Consider the following 15,822-nt stretch of genomic DNA (forward strand, 5'->3'; position numbering starts at 1 on the left):
GGACACCATGAAAAAAGCGGCCGCCGCGTCCAAGTGGAAATGGCCAGTCGGGAGGTCTCCTTTCCCGATAGCCTTTGTGGCGACGACAATGCTCGCCGCCGCTCCGGCGGTCGCCCAGCCGCAGTCCTCAGCTGCGGCGCTGAGCCTCGAACTCAATGCCGCGCAGCCTTCCGACAAAGGCTGCCGGCTGACCTTCGTCGTCAACAACGCGCTCGGCGCCGATCTCTCCAAGGCGGCGTTCGAGATCGCGCTGTTCAACGCAGCCGGCGTCGTCGACCGGCTCACCGTGCTCGACTTCAAGGACCTTCCGGCTGGCAAGACCAAGGTTACGCGCTTCGACCTTGCCGGCGCCGATTGCGGCAAACTCAGCCGCGTGCTGATCAACAGCACCACCGAATGCACCGGCAATGGCGTTGACCCTGCGACCTGCATGCGCGGCCTGAAGACATCGACCAAGACCGGCATCGCTTTCGGGGTCTGACATAAGGTGGGCTTCGAGCCGGCACTCTCACGCAGCGCTGTCTTTTCGCCCCTGCCGGGGATCGATCCGGCGCTGCCTGCGGCAACCGATCTTGATTTGACAATCTTGCGTCCATCGCGGCAGCTTCCGGCCCGCGCCATGCAGGACAAAAGCGACATTCCCGACAAGGACAGCCTGTTGACGGCCGCTCCCGGCGAACCGTTGGCCGGACTTCGTCCGGCTGGCGAGCGCGGCAAGTGGACGGCGGCGATCGCGGTCTCGTTCCTGGTTCATGGCGCGGTGGCAGCCGCCTTCCTGATCTCGCCCGGCTCAAAAGCCAATCTTGCGGATCCGGCGCAAGCGGCAGGCAGCGATCGATCCGGCGCCGACATCGCCGGCAGCGCGCTCAATCCCGAGCAGGAGGCGGTCAACGTCGCTTTGGTTCCGCCTCCCCGACCACCGGCGAAGCCCACGCAACCGGCTGAAGCGGCACCGCCGGTCGAAGCCACAAAGGGACAACCCGAGCCCGAGAAACCGCCGACCGATCTCGACATACTTGTAGCGAACGCGCCTCGGAACGACGCTGACAGCGTGGCGCCGGAGACGAAACCGCCGGAACACAGCCCTGCTCAACAGCAGCAAATCCTCAGCCATCCGCCAACGCCGGCGCTGCCGCCGGTGCCAACTGCCAGGCCGGCATCCGCGAACCCGCGCCAAACCAGCGAAAAGAGTGGCGCGGCCGACGGCCAGGACCGTCCCGAGCGTGTTGCGAGCAAGGGCAAGAGGCAGAACGAGGTGGGCGCCGCGGCGGAAGACAACTACCGCAGCGGCGTGATCCGGAAACTCGGCCGCGTCTATCGGGCGGTGCCGCCCTCGCTGCAGGCAACCGCGCGCAGCAACACCGTCGTCACCTTCGTCATCGGCAGGCAGGGCACTATCGACGACCTGCGTGTCGTCGAAAGCTCAGGTTCGGAGACTTTCGACCAGATCGTGCTTGGCTTCGTGCGCAAGGCAGCGCCCTTCCCGCCCATCCCTGCAAAGGTCGGAAACCGCCTGGAATTCACCGGTGCGATCGGCCCGTTTTGAAAGCCTTCGCCTCCAAACCATCGCTCTTGACCAGCCCATTTTGAAAGGAACGCCATGTACATCGCCATGAACCGCTTCAAGGTCCAGAACGGCTCCGAAGAAGCCTTCGAGGACGTCTGGAAGAACCGCGATTCCAGCCTCTCCGAAATGCAGGGTTTCAAGGAATTCCATCTGCTGCGTGGCCCGGTCAACGAGACCGAGGGCTATACGCTGTTTGCCTCGCACACCGTCTGGGCAAGCCAGGAGGATTTCGTCGCCTGGACGAAGTCGGAAAACTTCCGCGCTGCCCACCGCAATGCCGGCGGCTCGAAGGTGCACTATCTCGGCCATCCGCAATTCGAGGGCTTTTCGGTCGTGGAAGGCGCCTGAGCATGGCAGATCCGGCCGACGACCCCGCGCGCTCGATCCCGATCCTGCCCTCGCCCGACATCCAGGCGACGCGCGATTTCTATCGCGACACGCTTGGCTTCGGCGTCGTCGGGCCGGAAATGGACGACTATCTGATCGTGCGCCGCAACGAGATCGAGATCCATTTCTGGAAGAGCGACGACCGCAAGCTGCCGGAAGTCTCATCCTGCTACATCAGGGGCGGCGAAGTGCCGGCGCTGCATGCCGAGTTCTCGGCGCGCGGCGTCGAAAGGCTCAGCCCGTTCACCGTGCGGCCCTGGAATATGAAGGAATTCTATATCCATGATCCGCACGGCAATCTGCTGAAGTTCGGCTGCGCCCCCGAAGAGGTGTAGCGCGGCTCATCTCATGCAGCGGCGAGCAGGCTGGCGTTGCCGCCGGCCGCGGTCGTGTCGACGCAGACCGCGCGCTCATGCGCATAGGCCGCAGGGTTCAGCACTTCGCTGACCAGCGGCACGATCGGCCCCGTACGTTCTGCAATCACCTTGCGCACGATGCGCGCCGCTTCAGGCGTACCGGAGAAGGCAACGACATCGACGCGCAGCGAGCGCGCCTCGACGGGGTCGGGGCGGCCGTCGATGGCCGCCAGCGGCAGCCCCTTGCCGGTCAGCGCCGAAAGCGCTGCCGGCGCGCCGGGCGCCACGGCAAGTACAGCGTTGCCGGCCGCGAGCGCCTGGATCGCCTGGGAAAGAAGCGTCTCGGCATCGGGGCCGAGGCACAGCACCCGGCCGCGCGGCGAAAGCGACAGCGTGTTCGCCTCGCCGGTCGGGCCTGGCAGGTCGACCTGGCCGAAATCGAGGCTGGCGGCGGCGGCGATCGCCGCAGCGCCCTTGCCGCGCAGATGTTTGCGCAGGATCGCCACGCGGTCCGGCCGCGTCGACCAGCCGCCGAGCGTCGGATCCGGCAGATTGTCGGCAAGCTCGGTCGCCGTCACCTTGTGGCCGTCGCCGACCTCGGTGCCGGCTTCCGGCCCTTTGCGGAAGCGGCGCAGATAATGCGGCCCGCCGGCCTTCGGCCCGGTGCCCGACAGCCCCTCGCCGCCGAAGGGCTGCGAGCCGACGACGGCGCCGATCTGGTTGCGGTTGACGTAGATGTTGCCGGCATGGATGCCGTCGACGAAATGCTGCACGCGGCCCTCGATGCGGGTGTGCAGGCCGAAGGTTAGCCCATAACCTTTGCGGTTGATGGCGGCGATGACCTGGTCGATCTCGTCGGCGTCGAAGGTCGCGACATGCAGCACCGGGCCGAACACCTCGCGCTCCATCTCCTCGATGCCTTTGACGCGGAACACATGCGGAGCCACGAAGCGTCCGGTGGCCGGCGCTTCCAGCTTGGCGATCAGCCGCCCCTCCAGCCCCTTCTTCTTGCAATAATCGTTGATCGCGCCTTGAGCCTCGTCGTCGATCACCGGGCCGACATCGGTCGAAATGGCCCAAGGATTGCCGATGTTGAGGGCTTCCATCGCGCCCTTCAGCATCTCCAGCATCTTCTTCTCGACATCCTTCTGGACATAGAGCACGCGCAGCGCCGAGCAGCGCTGTCCAGCGCTCTGGAAGGACGATGCCAGGATGTCGCGCACCGCCTGTTCCGGCAGCGCGGTGGAATCGACGATCATCGCGTTGAGCCCACCGGTCTCGGCTATCAGCATGGCGTCGGGCGCCGCGGTCTCGGCCAGTTGCTTCTCGATCAGCTTGGCGACCTCGGTCGAGCCGGTGAAGCACACACCTGCGATGCGCGGATCGGCGGTGAGCGGCGCGCCGACCGAGGGACCGTCGCCCGGCAACAGCTGGATGACGTCTTCCGGCACGCCGGCCTCGCGCAGCATCTCCACGGCGCGGAAGGCGATAAGCGGCGTCTGCTCGGCGGGCTTGGCGATCACCGAATTGCCGGTGACCAGCGCCGCCGCGACCTGGCCGGTGAAGATCGCCAGCGGGAAATTCCATGGCGAGATGCAGACGATGGCGCCGCGCGCCTCGGTGCCGCTCTCGGCATTGGCCGCCTCGGCCGCGTAATAGCGCAGGAAGTCGACCGCTTCGCGCACTTCCGCCACGCCGTCGGCCAGCGACTTGCCGGCCTCGCGGGTGGCCAGGGCGAAAAACTCGGGCGCATTGGCCTCATAGAGGTCGGCGGCCCGGCTGAGGATCGCCGCGCGCTCCGCGACGGGGCGCTTTGCCCAGGCCGGCTGCGCTTCCACGGCGATGCGCACGGCGGTCGCCACCTGCTTGGCCGCCGCTTCATGCACGTTGCCGACGACTTCGTCAGGCTTCGCCGGATTGACGATCTGGCGCTGCTTGCCGTAGCCGGCGGCGCGCGTGATCGGCTTGGCGTGCCAGCGGTCGGCGGAGGCAAACGGGGCCCTTGCCTTGTCGAGGGCTGCGAGCGTCACCGGATCGGTGATGTCGAAGCCTTTCGAATTGCGGCGCCCGGCGCCGAAGATCGCGGCGGGACGGGCGATCGCCGGATTGGCGGCCGGGCCCTGGCTTTCCACCGTCTGCAGCGGATCGCGCGCGATCTCCTCCGGCTCGACCTCCTCGTCGGTCAGCTGATGGACGAAGGAGGAATTGGCGCCGTTCTCCAGCAGACGCCGCACCAGATAGGCGAGCAGGTCGGAATGCGCGCCGACCGGCGCATAGATGCGGCAGCGCGTGCCCTCGGCCTGCCGCACCGTCTCATGCAGCGCCTCGCCCATGCCGTGCAAGCGCTGGAACTCGAAAGACTGGCGGTCCTTCGCCATCGACAGGATGGCGGCGACCGTATGCGCGTTGTGGGTGGCGAATTGCGGATAGATGCGGTCGGTCATCGAGAGCAGTTTTTTCGCGCAGGCCATATAGGAAACGTCGGTATTGGCCTTGCGGGTGAAGACCGGATAGCCGGTGAGACCCAGCGTCTGCGCCCGCTTGATTTCGGTGTCCCAATAGGCGCCCTTGACCAGCCGCACCATGATCCTGCGGTCGTATTTCTTGGCCAGCGCGTAGAGCCAGTCGATGGCGAAGGCCGCGCGCGGACCATAGGCTTGTACGACAACCCCGAAACCGTCCCAGCCGGCGAGCTCCGGCTCCGCCAGCACGCGCTCGATGACGTCGAGCGACAAATCGAGCCGGTCGGCCTCCTCGGCGTCGATGTTGAGGCCCATGCGCGAATGCCGCGCCGCCAGCGCCAGCGACAAAAGCCGCTCCGCCATCACCGGCAGCATCTTTTCCTTCTGCACCTCCTCGTAACGCGGATGCAGCGCCGAAAGCTTGACCGAGATGCCGTGATTGTAGCGGATATCGGGGCCGTTGGAGCCGGAATCGAGCGAGGAGATCGCGTCCGCATAGGCGCGGTGATAGCGCAGCGCATCGGCCTCGGTGCGCGCCGCCTCGCCCAGCATGTCGAAGGAATAGAGGTAGCCCTTCTGCGTCATCGGCCGGCCGCGCTTGATCGCTTCGGCAATGGTGCGCCCGAGCACGAACTGCTCGCCCATCTCGCGCATGGCGGCGGCCACCGCCTTGCGGATCACCGGCTCGCCGAGACGGCGCACCATGGCGCGCAGCGTGCCCTCGATGCCGCCCTCGCCTTCGTCGAGCACGCGGCCGGTCAGCATCAGCGCCCAGGTCGAGGCGTTGACGAAGATCGAGCTCGAGCCGCCCGAATGCGCCGACCAGTCATGCGGCGCGATCTTATCGGCGATCAAATCGTCCATGGTCTCGGTGTCGGGCACGCGCAGCAGCGCCTCGGCCAGGCACATCAGCGCCACGCCTTCCTTGGTCGAGAGGCCATAGGCCGAGAGGAACACCTCCATCAGCCGCGGATCGGTCGAGCCGCGCACCGCGCGCACCAATTCGGCGGCACGGGCCGAGATCGCCTTGCGTTCCTCGGCCGACAAGCCCGCCGCCGCCGACAGGCGCTTCACCGCCTCGTCTTCGTCGGGCAAATAATTGGCGCGGATCTGCTGGCGGATGGCGTCGAGCGGCATGTCGGATCCATGAAAGCGAGCGTTAGCGGGCGGTCAGGCGGCCACCGGACCGAATGGCGCAAACTATCACAGTTGCGAATTCCGATCGATCCAAAGAAATCGACAAGATGGGCCGATTGAACTATCATATAGGCCTCAGATCGATCACAACGACTGCCAAATCGATGACTGAAGACCAATTGGACCGCATCGACCGCAATATCCTTTCCGCGCTCGGACGCGACGGCAGGCTTTCCATGTCGGAACTGGCCGGCAAGGTCGGCCTGTCGAAAACGCCCGTGCAGGCGCGCGTGAAGCGGCTGGAGAAGGACGGCTACATCAGGGGCTATCGCGCCATCATCGATCGCGAGCGCATGGGCGAAGGCCATGTCGCCTTCGTCCAGGTGAAATTGTCCGACACCCGGTCGGCCGCGCTCGACGCCTTCAACCGCGCCGTCCAAGGCGTGCCGGAGATCGAGCAATGCCACATGATGGCGTCAAGCTTCGATTATCTGCTGAAGGTCCGAACCACCGATATCGCCGCCTATCGCCGGGTGCTCGGCGAGCGCATTTCCGCCCTGCCCCACGTCGCCCAGACCTCGACCTTCGTGGCGATGGAGACGGTCAAGGATCGCTAATCCGACAACGTCTTCAAAAACGCCACCAGCGCCGCGCGCTCCCGATCCGACAGATCGAGCGGGTGCACCTCCGAAACGCCTTCCACCGCCAGCGGCGCTTTCGAATAATGCGCCACCACCTCGTCCAGCGTCGTGAACTGCCCGGCATGCATATAAGGCGCACGATCCGCCGCGCCCCTGAGCGACGGTGTCTTGTAGGCGCGCATGATTTGCACGCCGTCCTTGACCATGAAGCGCAGCTCGCGGCAGGCGCTTTCGTCGCCGTCGCGGAACTTGCCGAGGCAATTGAACGGATCGGCCTGAACCTGCGCCACCGCGTCGACCCGGCCCCGATCCAGCGGCAGCCCCTCGACCGGCGGCACACCTGTGTTGTGGAAGGAATTGTCGGTGAAGCGCGGTCCGTTGTGGCAGGTCACGCAATTGGCCTTGCCGATGAACAGTTTCAGCCCGAGAATCTCTTCCGGCGAAAACGCCGCGTCGCCTTCCGGCTTGGATCCGGTCGCCAGATCGATGGCGAAGCGGTCGAAGCGCGTCTGCCCGGGCTCGATCGAACGCTCGAAGGCAGCGATCGCCTTGCCGATATTGGCATAGACGCGGTTGACGTCGTCCTGCTGGCCGGCGGGCATGGCGTTCCACGCCGCCTTGTCGGCGTCGCTGCCGAGCGGGCTGGCATTGGCGGGAACGCTGGAAAGATCGGGCAGCGGCCCAAAAATGCGCTCATAGCGCTCGCCGAACCGCTTCTTGATGTAATGCGCGAAGGCGGCCCGGTTGCCCGCCTGCTCCAGCGGGTTTTCGAGCGGCGTCAGCGCCTGCGCCCACAGGCTGTCGCGCCGTCCGTCCCAGAAGAACCACGGATTGCGCGCCACGCCGGCCAGCGGCATGGTGCGCCGGTTGGTGCGGCCGACGCCGACCGCCTGCGGCAGGTCGTCCTGGAACTGGCGGTCGATCTTGTGGCAGGTCGAGCACGACACCGTGCCGTCGCGGCTCATGCCGACATCGAAGAACAGCGTCGACCCAAGTGCCGCGGCAGCCGGCAGGTCGGCATATTGGTTCGTGGTGTCGGGTTTCAGCGAAGGCAGCGTGTTCAGCGCCAGCGAGGCGATGGTCTTCTTCTCCGCATCGCTGAACTCAGGCTTGCCGCAACCGCCAAGCACGATGAGCGCGGCCAATGCGAGCAGTCCTGCAACGCCGGCAAGACGCCTCATCGCACGCTCACAGCACGATGTTGAAGGCGACGGAATCGGATCCAGCCGCCGCCGAAATGCTGAAATGCAGCTGCCACCAACCGCTCATCGTGAATTTTATGCCGTCGATGCGGTAGCGCCCGTCGCCGAGATAGTCGGTCGCCTGCGGGCTGGTCGGCAGGCCGTGATCGTGCTGCGGCATGCCGCCGGAAACGGCGATCGCCGCGCCCTCCACCGGCGCGCCGGCGGCGGTTTTCAGCGTCAGCACCCAGGACTGCAGATCGCCCTGGCGCACGACCCCGCGTTCCGGTTCGAAGCTCGCCACGAACAGGCCGTTCTGCGTCTTCTTCGAGCGCGATGTATCCGGGCCGACGGCCGATTGCGGCAGCGTCAGATAGACGGCGGCCAGGATGCCTGCCAGCAAGGCAGCCAGACCGAGACCCGCAAGAATGTAACGCCATACCGATGCCAAACCCGTTCCTCTTCGGCTGCTAACGTCGCGGGCTCGCTGTCGCGTCCCGCACGGCCTGTGGGAAATCGCTTCTGGCGCAAAAATCAGCCTTCGCCAAGCATGGCGCTGCCGATCGCAAAAAGCTACAGCAACAAAGCGTTAGAGCAATTCCAGGAAAAGTGCGCAGCGGTTTTCCGTCCGCAATTGCGGAATAGACTTCGGCAGGAACGGGTCGCATGGCAGTGAACGGTATCGCGTCGATCGGCGAGTGCATGATCGAACTGTCGGGGCAGAGCGGCGACAACTGGCGCATGGGCTTTGCCGGCGACACGTTCAACACGCTGTGGGCGCTGCATGCGCTGAGCCCGGACCGGCCCGCGACCTATGTCTCAGCCTTCGGCGACGATCCCTTTTCGTGCGACCAGATCGATTTCTTTAGCGAAAACGGCATTGGCATAGGCGGCAGCCCGGTCATCGCCGGCGCCAGGCCCGGCCTCTACGCCATCACGCTGACCGGCGCCGAGCGCGCCTTCACCTACTGGCGCGCCGATGCGGCTGCGCGCCGGCTTGCCTCGGATCCGGCGGCACTGGCGAAAAGCCTTGAAAACCAGGCGCTTGTCTATTTTTCCGGAATCACCGTGGCAATTCTGGACGAAGCCGCGCGCAAGACCCTGCTGACTGCCATTGCGGCCGCCCGCGCCGCCGGCTCGCTCGTCGCCTTCGATCCCAACTACCGCCCGCGGCTCTGGTCGAGCCGTGAAGCGGCGCAGGCCGCGATCCTCGAGGCGCTCGCCGTCGCCGACATCGCCTTGCCGACCTTTCCCGATGAGCAAATGCTGTTCGGCGACGCGACGCCGGAAGCGACCGCCGAGCGCCTGGGCAAGCTGACAGGCGAGGTCATCGTCAAGAACGGTGAGCAGCCAGCGCTGATCGCGGCAAATGGAAACTCCCAAAGCGTCGAGGCGGTTCACGTCGCCACGCCGGTCGATACAACGGGCGCGGGAGACTCCTTCAACGGCGGCTATCTCGCGGCGCGGCTTGCCGGCCATCCGCCCGCCGACGCAGCGCGCCGCGCGCACAAAGTCGCCGCCGCCGTCGTGCAGGTCCGTGGCGCGCTGGCGCCGTTCGAAACATTGCGGGCCGCCTTCGACAGTTAAGCGCCGTCGAAGCTTCTACGGACATCACTTCAATATCAGGGAACTTCAGGGCAGCCGGAACCGGTATTCCGTGACCTGATGATAAATCTGCCCCGGCCACAGCGTCGCCTGCGGGAAATACGGACGGTTCGGTGCGTCCGGCCAGGTCTGCGCTTCGAGGCAAAAACCTGAAAACGCCTTGTAGCGGCGGCCGTCGAGGCCTGGCGATGTCGGCGCCACATACTGGCCGCTGTAGAGCTGCAGGCCGGGCTCCGTGGTCCAGACCTCCATCTCGACGCCGGAATTGGCGCCCTGCACCCAGGCCGCCTGGTGCAGCGGCCCGCGGCTGGAGGCCAGGCAGTAATTCAGGTCATAGGCGAGCTGCTCGCCTTCGCTTTCCATGCGCAGCGGCCGCGCCTGGCGGAAATCATAGGGCGTGTCGTCGACCGGCTTCACCACGCCGGTCGGGATCAGTTCGGCATCGACCGGCGTGTAGGCGCCGGCATTGAGCATCAGCCGATGATCGAGAATGTCGCCCGAGCCGCCGTCGTCGAGGTTGAAATAGGAATGCTGCGCGAGGTTGCACAGCGTCGGCTCCTCGCAGGTTGCGGTCAGCTCCATGCTGAGCGTGCCGGGGATTTTCAGCCGGTAGGTGCAGGTGACGTCGAGCGCGCCGGGAAAACCCATCGCGCCGTCAGGATCGTGCAGCGTCAACGTCACGAAATCGCGGCCGTGCAGCGAGACCGTCCAGGGCCGGTGGAAATAGCCTTCCGAGCCGCCATGCAGCGTGTGCTTGCCGAGAAAATTCTGCTCGGTCTGATAGCGATTGCCGGCGATGGTGAAGCGGCCACCGCCGATGCGGTTGGCGAAGCGCCCGACCACGGCGCCGAAGAAGGCACGGTCGGTCTGGTAGGGCTCGAAACGGTCGTAGCCGAGCACCAGCGGCGCGTCATGGCCGGCCAGCCTGAGATCCTGGATGATGGCGCCGAGGCCGATGATGTTGGCGGTGAGCCCGCCTCCCCTGATCGTGAACCGGCGAACGGCCTCGCCCGCCTGCGTCGTGCCGAAGACCTCGCCGTCTTTCATCGCCATGCCCGAAATGTCAGTTGCTGATCGATGGATTTAGGCCGGCGATGGATGATCCGGCAAGGGCGGGCCAAAGCAATTCCAGGTGTCCGACGGTTTTCCGCGCGGAATTGCGTTGAACCAGAACAGATAGAGCCGCTCCATCGTTTCAGCGAACGATGGAGCGGCTCCGTAAATCTACCCCTATCGGGAATCGATCTCAGAGGCCGAGGCCGCCAAAGCAGGCATATTTGGTATCGAGATAGTCCTCGATGCCCTGGTGACCGCCTTCGCGGCCGAGGCCGGACTCCTTGACGCCGCCGAACGGCGCCTCAGGCGTGGTGATCAGGCCTTCATTGACGCCGACCATGCCGTATTTCAGCCCTTCCATGACGCGGAAGGCCCGGCCGAGATTGCCGGTGTAGAAATAGGCGGCCAGGCCGAATTCGGTGTCGTTGGCCAAGGCCACCGCCTCTTCCTCGGTCTCGAACTTGAAGACCGGCGCGATCGGCCCAAAAATTTCTTCCTTCATGAAGCGCATGTTCGGCGTTGCACCGGAAATGACGGTCGGCTGGAAGAACGAACCGCCCAGCGCATGGCGCTTGCCGCCGGCGACGACCTTGCCGCCCTTCGATGTCGCGTCGGCGATGAATTCCTCGACCTTCTCGACCGCCTTCTCGTCGATCAGCGGCCCCTGCTGAACGCCGTCCTCGAGGCCCGAGCCGACCTTGAGGTTGTTCGAGGCGGCGGCGAGCTTCTCGACGAACTGGTCGTAGATGCCGGCCTGCACGAGGAAGCGGTTGGTGCACACGCAGGTCTGGCCGGAATTGCGATACTTCGCGGTGATGGCGCCGGCCACCGCGCGATCGATGTCGGCGTCGTCGAAGACCAGGAACGGCGCATTGCCGCCAAGCTCCATCGATACCTTCTTGACCGTCGTGGCCGACTTCTGGATGAGCAGCTTGCCGATCTCGGTCGAGCCGGTGAAGGTGATCTTCTTGACCAGCGGGTTGGTGCAAAGCTCGTCGCCGATCTCGCCGGCCGAGCCGGTGACGATGTTGACGACGCCCTTCGGGAAGCCGACCTCTTCGGCCAGCGCGCCCCAGGCGAGGCCCGAATAAGGCGTCTGCGAAGCGGGCTTGACCACCGCGGTGCAGCCGGCGGCCAAAGCCGGGCCGATCTTGCGGGCCAGCATCGAGGACGGGAAGTTCCACGGCGTGATGGCCGCGATGACGCCGACCGGTTCCTTGGTTACCAGGATGCGGCGGTCGCCCCAGGGCGACGGCACAATGTCGCCATAGACGCGGCGGCCTTCCTCGGCGAACCACAGGATATAGCTCGCGGCCGAGCCGATCTCGCCTTTGGATTCGGTGAGCGACTTGCCCTGCTCGATGGTGAGCAGTTCAGCCAGCACATCCTGATTGTCCATCATCGCGTCATGCAGCTTACGCAAGAGCTTCGAGCGCTCGAGCGCCGTGGTCTTGCGCCAGCCCTTGAAGGCCTCCTCGGCCGCCTCGATGGCGCGGCGGGTCTCGGCCTTGCCGGCCTTCGGCACCGTGCCGATCTTGAGGCCCGTAGCCGGATTGGTGACGTCGACGGTCTGGCCGCTGTCGGCCTGCACCCATTCGCCGTTGATGAGATTGGCCTGGCGCATGAAATGACTGGTTTTCTGAAGCATGGTCTGGCCTCCGTTCGGCGCGCTGATCGGCCGTTTTTCTGGATATTTGTTGAAGCGTGCTGGCAAGGCCGCACGCCGGCGCATTGCTCTTACCTAGGGAAAGGCAGGCAGGCAATCACAAGATGGCATATAGGGGTTGGGCCAGCAAAAACGAGCTGGATGCCGGCCCCTGACGCCTATCCGAAAACGTGGACAGCGACGGTCAGCCAGAACGAGGTGGTCAGCACCGCGCTTGCGGTGGCCAGCGTCATCTGGTTCGAGGCCAGCGCCTGTCCGGTGTTGAACTGGACGGCGATGAGATAGGAATTGATGCCCGACGGCAGTGCCGCGACCACCACCGCGACCTTGGCCGTCATCGGCGGCAGGCCGAGCAGCCAGACGAAAAGAAGCACCAGCGCCGGCATGACGAAGAGTTTTAGCGCCGACAATGCCAGGGCCGGCCGGATGTTGCCGGAAATGCCGAAGCGGCGCAGGCTGAGCCCCATCGCGAACAGCGCCACCGGGCCGGCGGTGTCGGCCAGCGTGTCGACCAGCCGCTCGATCAGATCCGGCATCGGCTCGCCGCTGAAGCGCCAGGCGAGACCCGCCAGAATGCCGATGATCAGCGGATTGATGAACAGGCGCCGCAGGAAACTCTTGATGACACGTAGCGGATGGACGGCCTCGCCGCTGGCGCGGCCAAACATCTCGAACAGCACGATCGAGGCCATCATCATGATCGGCAGATGCACCGAGACCAGCAGCGACAGCACCTCGAAGCCGCCGGCGCCGAAGACGCCGAGGATGAAGGGCGCGCCGAGCAGCACGACATTGGAATAGGCCGAGGACACGCCACCGACGATGCCGGCGCGAGCATCGCGGCCGAAGAGGCGCGTCATGACGATATGGCCGAGCACCCAGGTGATCGCCACAGCGGCGAAATAGGCGCCCCACAGCGGCCACGGCGTGACGCCGTGGAAATCCGACTGCACCATGGTCTGGAACAAGAGCAGCGGCATCGCCACGTTGACGGCGAATTCGGAAATGCCCTCCCCGCTCGCCGGCTTCAGATAGCCGGTGAGCCCGGCGATATAGCCGAGCGCGACAAGGCTGAAGACAAAGAGGACGGTTTCGACGAGCGGAGACATTTTTTCCGTGATAGGCGAGGCCTGCCGGCCACGCAATCGCGCCGACGGAGCCCGTCCCCACTCGCTCGCCTTCCCCTGCTTGTCTTTCAGTCGGCTTTGCGGTCCCTATATGCCGATCATGGCCCGGCCTTGTTGGGCCGTCATAGGACTCCCGATGCTGCGACTTGCCCTGGCGCTTTTCCTGTTTGCCGTTCCGAGCCTGGCCCACGCGACCGACGCAGGATGGGCGCTGCTGCGCAACGGCGGCCATGTGGTTTTGCTTCGCCATGCCTTCGTCACCGGCGCGACCGATCCGGCGAATTTCGATATCGGCAACTGCGCCACGCAGCTCAATCTGTCGGAGCGCGGCAAGCAGGAGGCGAGCCGCATCGGCGCGCTGTTCGCGGCCCGCGCGGCGCCCATCGATCACGTGCTTTCCAGCCGCTATTGCCGCTGCCTCGACACCGCCCGCATCGCTTTCGAATCCGAGCCGCAACCTTTCGCGCCGCTCGACCTTCTCAAGACCGATCCCGCCGAGAAGGCCGCGCAGATCGCCGCGGTGATGAAGGAAATAAGCGGCTATTCCGGCTCCGACAATCTGGTGCTGGTCACGCATCTGGAAAACATCCAGGCGCTTACCGGCGTTTCGCCGCGTGAGGGCGAAGCCGTGGTGGTGGCGCCGGACGGCGACGGCCTCAAGGTGCTCGGACGCGTCACCTTCTAAAAGGCTTCGTCTTCTAGCTGGCTGCTTCGACTACTGTTGCCAAAGCGCCACAGCTGAAAGAAGCCGCAAGTTCGCCGCGACAATGCAGCTTGCGACAACCCGTCGCAGGGTCTATACGCCCGCTCCCGGTCACGAAAACCGAAGCGAGCACAACGGTTGGAGCTTCTGCCTCCGCCCGCGCAGACGGCTCTGCCGCGCTGTGTACGGCGCCGTTTCGGGTGTTGGGATCGCCGATGTAGCTCAGAGGAAGAGCGCCGGACTAAGCATCCGGAGGTCAGGGGTTCGAGTCCCTTCATCAGCACCACGGATAGCTCAGTTGGGTAGAGCATCAGACCACGAATCTGACGGTCGAAGGTTCGAATCCTTCTCCATTGGCCTTCCAAGCCAAGCCACCCTGTCACGGTGTTATTCGGAAAATCGGTCCGGGGACCGGAATGCTGAAGACCAGACGAGACGGCCGAAGCCTTCGGGCCAAAGCCGTATCGGACGGTCCGACGCCATCGGCGCGCGGCCAGGCCCGCGGTGACGATCAAGGCGCGGCAATGTCGGCAAGGGAGGCTTCGGCCTCCGGCACCCACGTCGTCGCCTCGCGATCCGCTCCCGAAGGCCCGCCGCGGCTCGATGCCACCGGTCCCCGGATCATTCGTGCCCGGGATGTGAAGTACGACGACGTGAAACGAGAAACGAAAAGGAAGATCGACGCATGACGTGACCCTCGCATGGGGCCATGCCCGACAGGAGTAAGACAATGAAGACCATTCTCGAAAAGACTCTTGGACGCCAGCGCGTCCTCGTAAAGGAAAACGAGCGTGCCGTTGCCCTCTACAAGGGCGAGATCCAGGCTGTCCTGATGCCGGGTGAGCATTGGCTCGCCAACCGGCGCGGCAACCTGGAAATCTCCAGGCACGACCTGAAGAACCCGGAATTCGTTTCGGCATACGAGAAGGCATTGTTCGACAAGCTCCCGGATGTGGCCGCGCGTCATTTCACCGTCGTTCGCACCGGGCGCACCGACATCGCGGTGGTCGAGCGCGACGGCGCGCTCTTTGCCGTGCTGTCGCCGGACCGCAAGCTCGTGCTGTGGACGGATGCCGGCCCGTGGAAGGTGACGGCCGTCGACACGGCGGCCGATCTCGCCATCGATCCGGCGGTGATGCGCCGGCTCGGCCAGGCCCGGAAGACGGAACACATGTTCCTGCATCCGGTCGTGGACGGCCAGGTGGGTCTGCTCTTCGTCGACGGCGTGCTCGTTCGCACGCTCGAGGCGGGCGTGCACGCCTTCTGGAACGTCGGCCGCATGGTCCAGGTGAAGGTCGTCGACCTCAAGCGCCAGTCGCTCGATGTCGCCGGGCAGGAAGTGCTGACCAGGGATCGCGTGACGATCCGGGTCAACATCGCCGCTGAATACCGGGTCGTCGACCCGGTCAAGGCGGTGAGCACGGTGAAGGACTTTTCGGAAGCCCTCTACCGCGCCCTGCAGTACGCCTTCCGCAAGACGCTCGGCGCGCTCACGCTCGACCAGATCCTCGACAAGAAGGTGACGGTCGACGAGGACGCGGCGGCCAAGGTGCGGGACGACATGGCCGCGATCGGCCTCGAGGTCAGCGACATCGCGCTCAAGGATGTGATCCTGCCGGGCGACATGCGCGAGATCCTCAACCAGGTGGTTTCGGCCGAAAAGCAGGCCGAGGCCAACGTCATCCGCCGTCGCGAGGAGACGAACGCCACACGCTCGCTCCTCAACACGGCCAAGGTGATGGCCGAGAACCCGGTGATGCTGCGGCTGAAGGAGCTCGAGGCTCTCGAAGCCATCGCCGGCAAGGTCGAGCGGCTCACCGTTCACAACGGTACAGGCGGGCTGCTCAACGACCTGGTCAAGCTCCGCGACTGATGCATGTCGCCCGAGCTGACGTTACGTCAAATGGGAAGGGGCGCCGGGTCGACCGGCGGCC

General features: G+C 65.3%; 15 protein-coding genes and 2 tRNA genes. 11 read left to right on the forward strand and 6 right to left on the reverse strand.

Translation table 11 applies throughout. The features are described from left to right. Positions 1-88: 88 nt before the first annotated feature. From FJ988_RS06005 to FJ988_RS06020, 4 genes are all read left to right on the forward strand, one after another. Complete coding sequence (locus FJ988_RS06005; RefSeq protein ID WP_140815832.1) at positions 89-481, forward strand: hypothetical protein; 393 nt, start codon at positions 89-91, stop codon at positions 479-481. Positions 482-619: 138 nt separating this feature from the next. After that, positions 620-1,546 carry an energy transducer TonB gene (locus FJ988_RS06010; RefSeq protein WP_140815833.1) on the forward strand — a complete coding sequence of 309 codons (927 nt, stop codon included), beginning with the start codon at positions 620-622 and terminating at the stop codon, positions 1,544-1,546. Positions 1,547-1,600: 54 nt separating this feature from the next. Next, positions 1,601-1,915: an antibiotic biosynthesis monooxygenase gene (locus FJ988_RS06015; protein WP_140815834.1), complete on the forward strand. Its 315-nt coding sequence runs from the start codon at positions 1,601-1,603 to the stop codon at positions 1,913-1,915. A 2-nt stretch (positions 1,916-1,917) separates the two neighbouring features. Beyond that, on the forward strand, positions 1,918-2,289 hold the full coding sequence (locus FJ988_RS06020; RefSeq protein WP_140815835.1) for a VOC family protein: 372 nt from the start codon (positions 1,918-1,920) through the stop codon (positions 2,287-2,289). Positions 2,290-2,300: 11 nt separating this feature from the next. Here FJ988_RS06020 and putA read toward each other — a convergent pair whose 3' ends face one another. After that, positions 2,301-5,909 carry a bifunctional proline dehydrogenase/L-glutamate gamma-semialdehyde dehydrogenase PutA gene (gene putA / locus FJ988_RS06025; protein WP_140815836.1) on the reverse strand — a complete coding sequence of 1,203 codons (3,609 nt, stop codon included), beginning with the start codon at positions 5,907-5,909 and terminating at the stop codon, positions 2,301-2,303. 164 nt (positions 5,910-6,073) lie between these two features. Between putA and FJ988_RS06030 the strand changes: the two genes are divergently transcribed. Further along, the gene (locus tag FJ988_RS06030) at positions 6,074-6,526 is read left to right on the forward strand and encodes an Lrp/AsnC family transcriptional regulator (RefSeq protein ID WP_140815837.1); all 453 of its coding nucleotides are present in this window, start codon (positions 6,074-6,076) and stop codon (positions 6,524-6,526) included. On the opposite strand, the gene FJ988_RS06035 is transcribed toward FJ988_RS06030, so the two are convergent. Together FJ988_RS06035 and FJ988_RS06040 are read right to left on the reverse strand one after the other, a co-directional pair. Then, positions 6,523-7,731 (reverse strand): cytochrome-c peroxidase, encoded by a 1,209-nt coding sequence (locus tag FJ988_RS06035; RefSeq protein ID WP_140815838.1) that lies wholly within the window; start codon positions 7,729-7,731, stop codon positions 6,523-6,525. The genes FJ988_RS06030 and FJ988_RS06035 overlap by 4 nt on opposite strands. 7 nt (positions 7,732-7,738) lie before the next feature. Beyond that, entirely contained in the window at positions 7,739-8,182 is a 444-nt protein-coding gene (locus tag FJ988_RS06040; protein ID WP_140815839.1) for a FixH family protein, read from the reverse strand. Between the two features lie 215 nt (positions 8,183-8,397). On the opposite strand from FJ988_RS06040, the gene FJ988_RS06045 reads away from it, so the two are divergent. Beyond that, positions 8,398-9,318 (forward strand): sugar kinase, encoded by a 921-nt coding sequence (locus FJ988_RS06045; protein ID WP_140815840.1) that lies wholly within the window; start codon positions 8,398-8,400, stop codon positions 9,316-9,318. 45 nt (positions 9,319-9,363) lie between these two features. Here FJ988_RS06045 and FJ988_RS06050 read toward each other — a convergent pair whose 3' ends face one another. From FJ988_RS06050 to FJ988_RS06060, 3 genes are all read right to left on the reverse strand, one after another. Continuing rightward, positions 9,364-10,389: an aldose epimerase family protein gene (locus FJ988_RS06050; protein ID WP_140815841.1), complete on the reverse strand. Its 1,026-nt coding sequence runs from the start codon at positions 10,387-10,389 to the stop codon at positions 9,364-9,366. A gap of 193 nt (positions 10,390-10,582) precedes the next feature. After that, on the reverse strand, positions 10,583-12,040 hold the full coding sequence (locus FJ988_RS06055) for an NAD-dependent succinate-semialdehyde dehydrogenase (protein WP_140815842.1): 1,458 nt from the start codon (positions 12,038-12,040) through the stop codon (positions 10,583-10,585). 176 nt (positions 12,041-12,216) lie between these two features. Beyond that, positions 12,217-13,167 carry an AEC family transporter gene (locus tag FJ988_RS06060; protein WP_140815843.1) on the reverse strand — a complete coding sequence of 317 codons (951 nt, stop codon included), beginning with the start codon at positions 13,165-13,167 and terminating at the stop codon, positions 12,217-12,219. Between the two features lie 154 nt (positions 13,168-13,321). Between FJ988_RS06060 and FJ988_RS06065 the strand changes: the two genes are divergently transcribed. From FJ988_RS06065 to FJ988_RS06085, 5 genes are all read left to right on the forward strand, one after another. After that, positions 13,322-13,870 (forward strand): histidine phosphatase family protein, encoded by a 549-nt coding sequence (locus FJ988_RS06065; RefSeq protein WP_140815844.1) that lies wholly within the window; start codon positions 13,322-13,324, stop codon positions 13,868-13,870. Between the two features lie 229 nt (positions 13,871-14,099). Further along, positions 14,100-14,174: transfer RNA gene (locus FJ988_RS06070), tRNA-Leu, on the forward strand. A gap of 2 nt (positions 14,175-14,176) precedes the next feature. Beyond that, positions 14,177-14,252 (forward strand) — tRNA-Arg (locus tag FJ988_RS06075). A gap of 52 nt (positions 14,253-14,304) precedes the next feature. Continuing rightward, positions 14,305-14,577, forward strand: coding sequence for a hypothetical protein (locus FJ988_RS06080; RefSeq protein ID WP_140815845.1), 273 nt, complete (start codon positions 14,305-14,307; stop codon positions 14,575-14,577). A 41-nt stretch (positions 14,578-14,618) separates the two neighbouring features. Beyond that, positions 14,619-15,761: a slipin family protein gene (locus FJ988_RS06085; protein WP_181183431.1), complete on the forward strand. Its 1,143-nt coding sequence runs from the start codon at positions 14,619-14,621 to the stop codon at positions 15,759-15,761. The last annotated feature ends 61 nt before the right edge of the window (positions 15,762-15,822 follow it).

Origin of the sequence: Mesorhizobium sp. CU3 (assembly GCF_006442965.1) — a bacterium.
GTDB lineage: Bacteria > Pseudomonadota > Alphaproteobacteria > Rhizobiales > Rhizobiaceae > Mesorhizobium.

Bases quoted from the DNA above. Each gene is read 5' to 3' on its own strand.
- FJ988_RS06005 (WP_140815832.1), top strand. From the start codon at position 89: ATGCTCGCCGCCGCTCCGGCGGTCGCCCAGCCGCAGTCCTCAGCTGCG.
- FJ988_RS06010 (WP_140815833.1), top strand. From the start codon at position 620: ATGCAGGACAAAAGCGACATTCCCGACAAGGACAGCCTGTTGACGGCC.
- FJ988_RS06015 (WP_140815834.1), top strand. From the start codon at position 1,601: ATGTACATCGCCATGAACCGCTTCAAGGTCCAGAACGGCTCCGAAGAA.
- FJ988_RS06020 (WP_140815835.1), top strand. From the start codon at position 1,918: ATGGCAGATCCGGCCGACGACCCCGCGCGCTCGATCCCGATCCTGCCC.
- putA (WP_140815836.1), bottom strand. From the start codon at position 5,909: ATGCCGCTCGACGCCATCCGCCAGCAGATCCGCGCCAATTATTTGCCC.
- FJ988_RS06030 (WP_140815837.1), top strand. From the start codon at position 6,074: ATGACTGAAGACCAATTGGACCGCATCGACCGCAATATCCTTTCCGCG.
- FJ988_RS06035 (WP_140815838.1), bottom strand. From the start codon at position 7,731: ATGAGGCGTCTTGCCGGCGTTGCAGGACTGCTCGCATTGGCCGCGCTC.
- FJ988_RS06045 (WP_140815840.1), top strand. From the start codon at position 8,398: ATGGCAGTGAACGGTATCGCGTCGATCGGCGAGTGCATGATCGAACTG.
- FJ988_RS06050 (WP_140815841.1), bottom strand. From the start codon at position 10,389: ATGGCGATGAAAGACGGCGAGGTCTTCGGCACGACGCAGGCGGGCGAG.
- FJ988_RS06055 (WP_140815842.1), bottom strand. From the start codon at position 12,040: ATGCTTCAGAAAACCAGTCATTTCATGCGCCAGGCCAATCTCATCAAC.
- FJ988_RS06060 (WP_140815843.1), bottom strand. From the start codon at position 13,167: ATGTCTCCGCTCGTCGAAACCGTCCTCTTTGTCTTCAGCCTTGTCGCG.
- FJ988_RS06065 (WP_140815844.1), top strand. From the start codon at position 13,322: ATGCTGCGACTTGCCCTGGCGCTTTTCCTGTTTGCCGTTCCGAGCCTG.
- FJ988_RS06080 (WP_140815845.1), top strand. From the start codon at position 14,305: ATGCTGAAGACCAGACGAGACGGCCGAAGCCTTCGGGCCAAAGCCGTA.
- FJ988_RS06085 (WP_181183431.1), top strand. From the start codon at position 14,619: ATGAAGACCATTCTCGAAAAGACTCTTGGACGCCAGCGCGTCCTCGTA.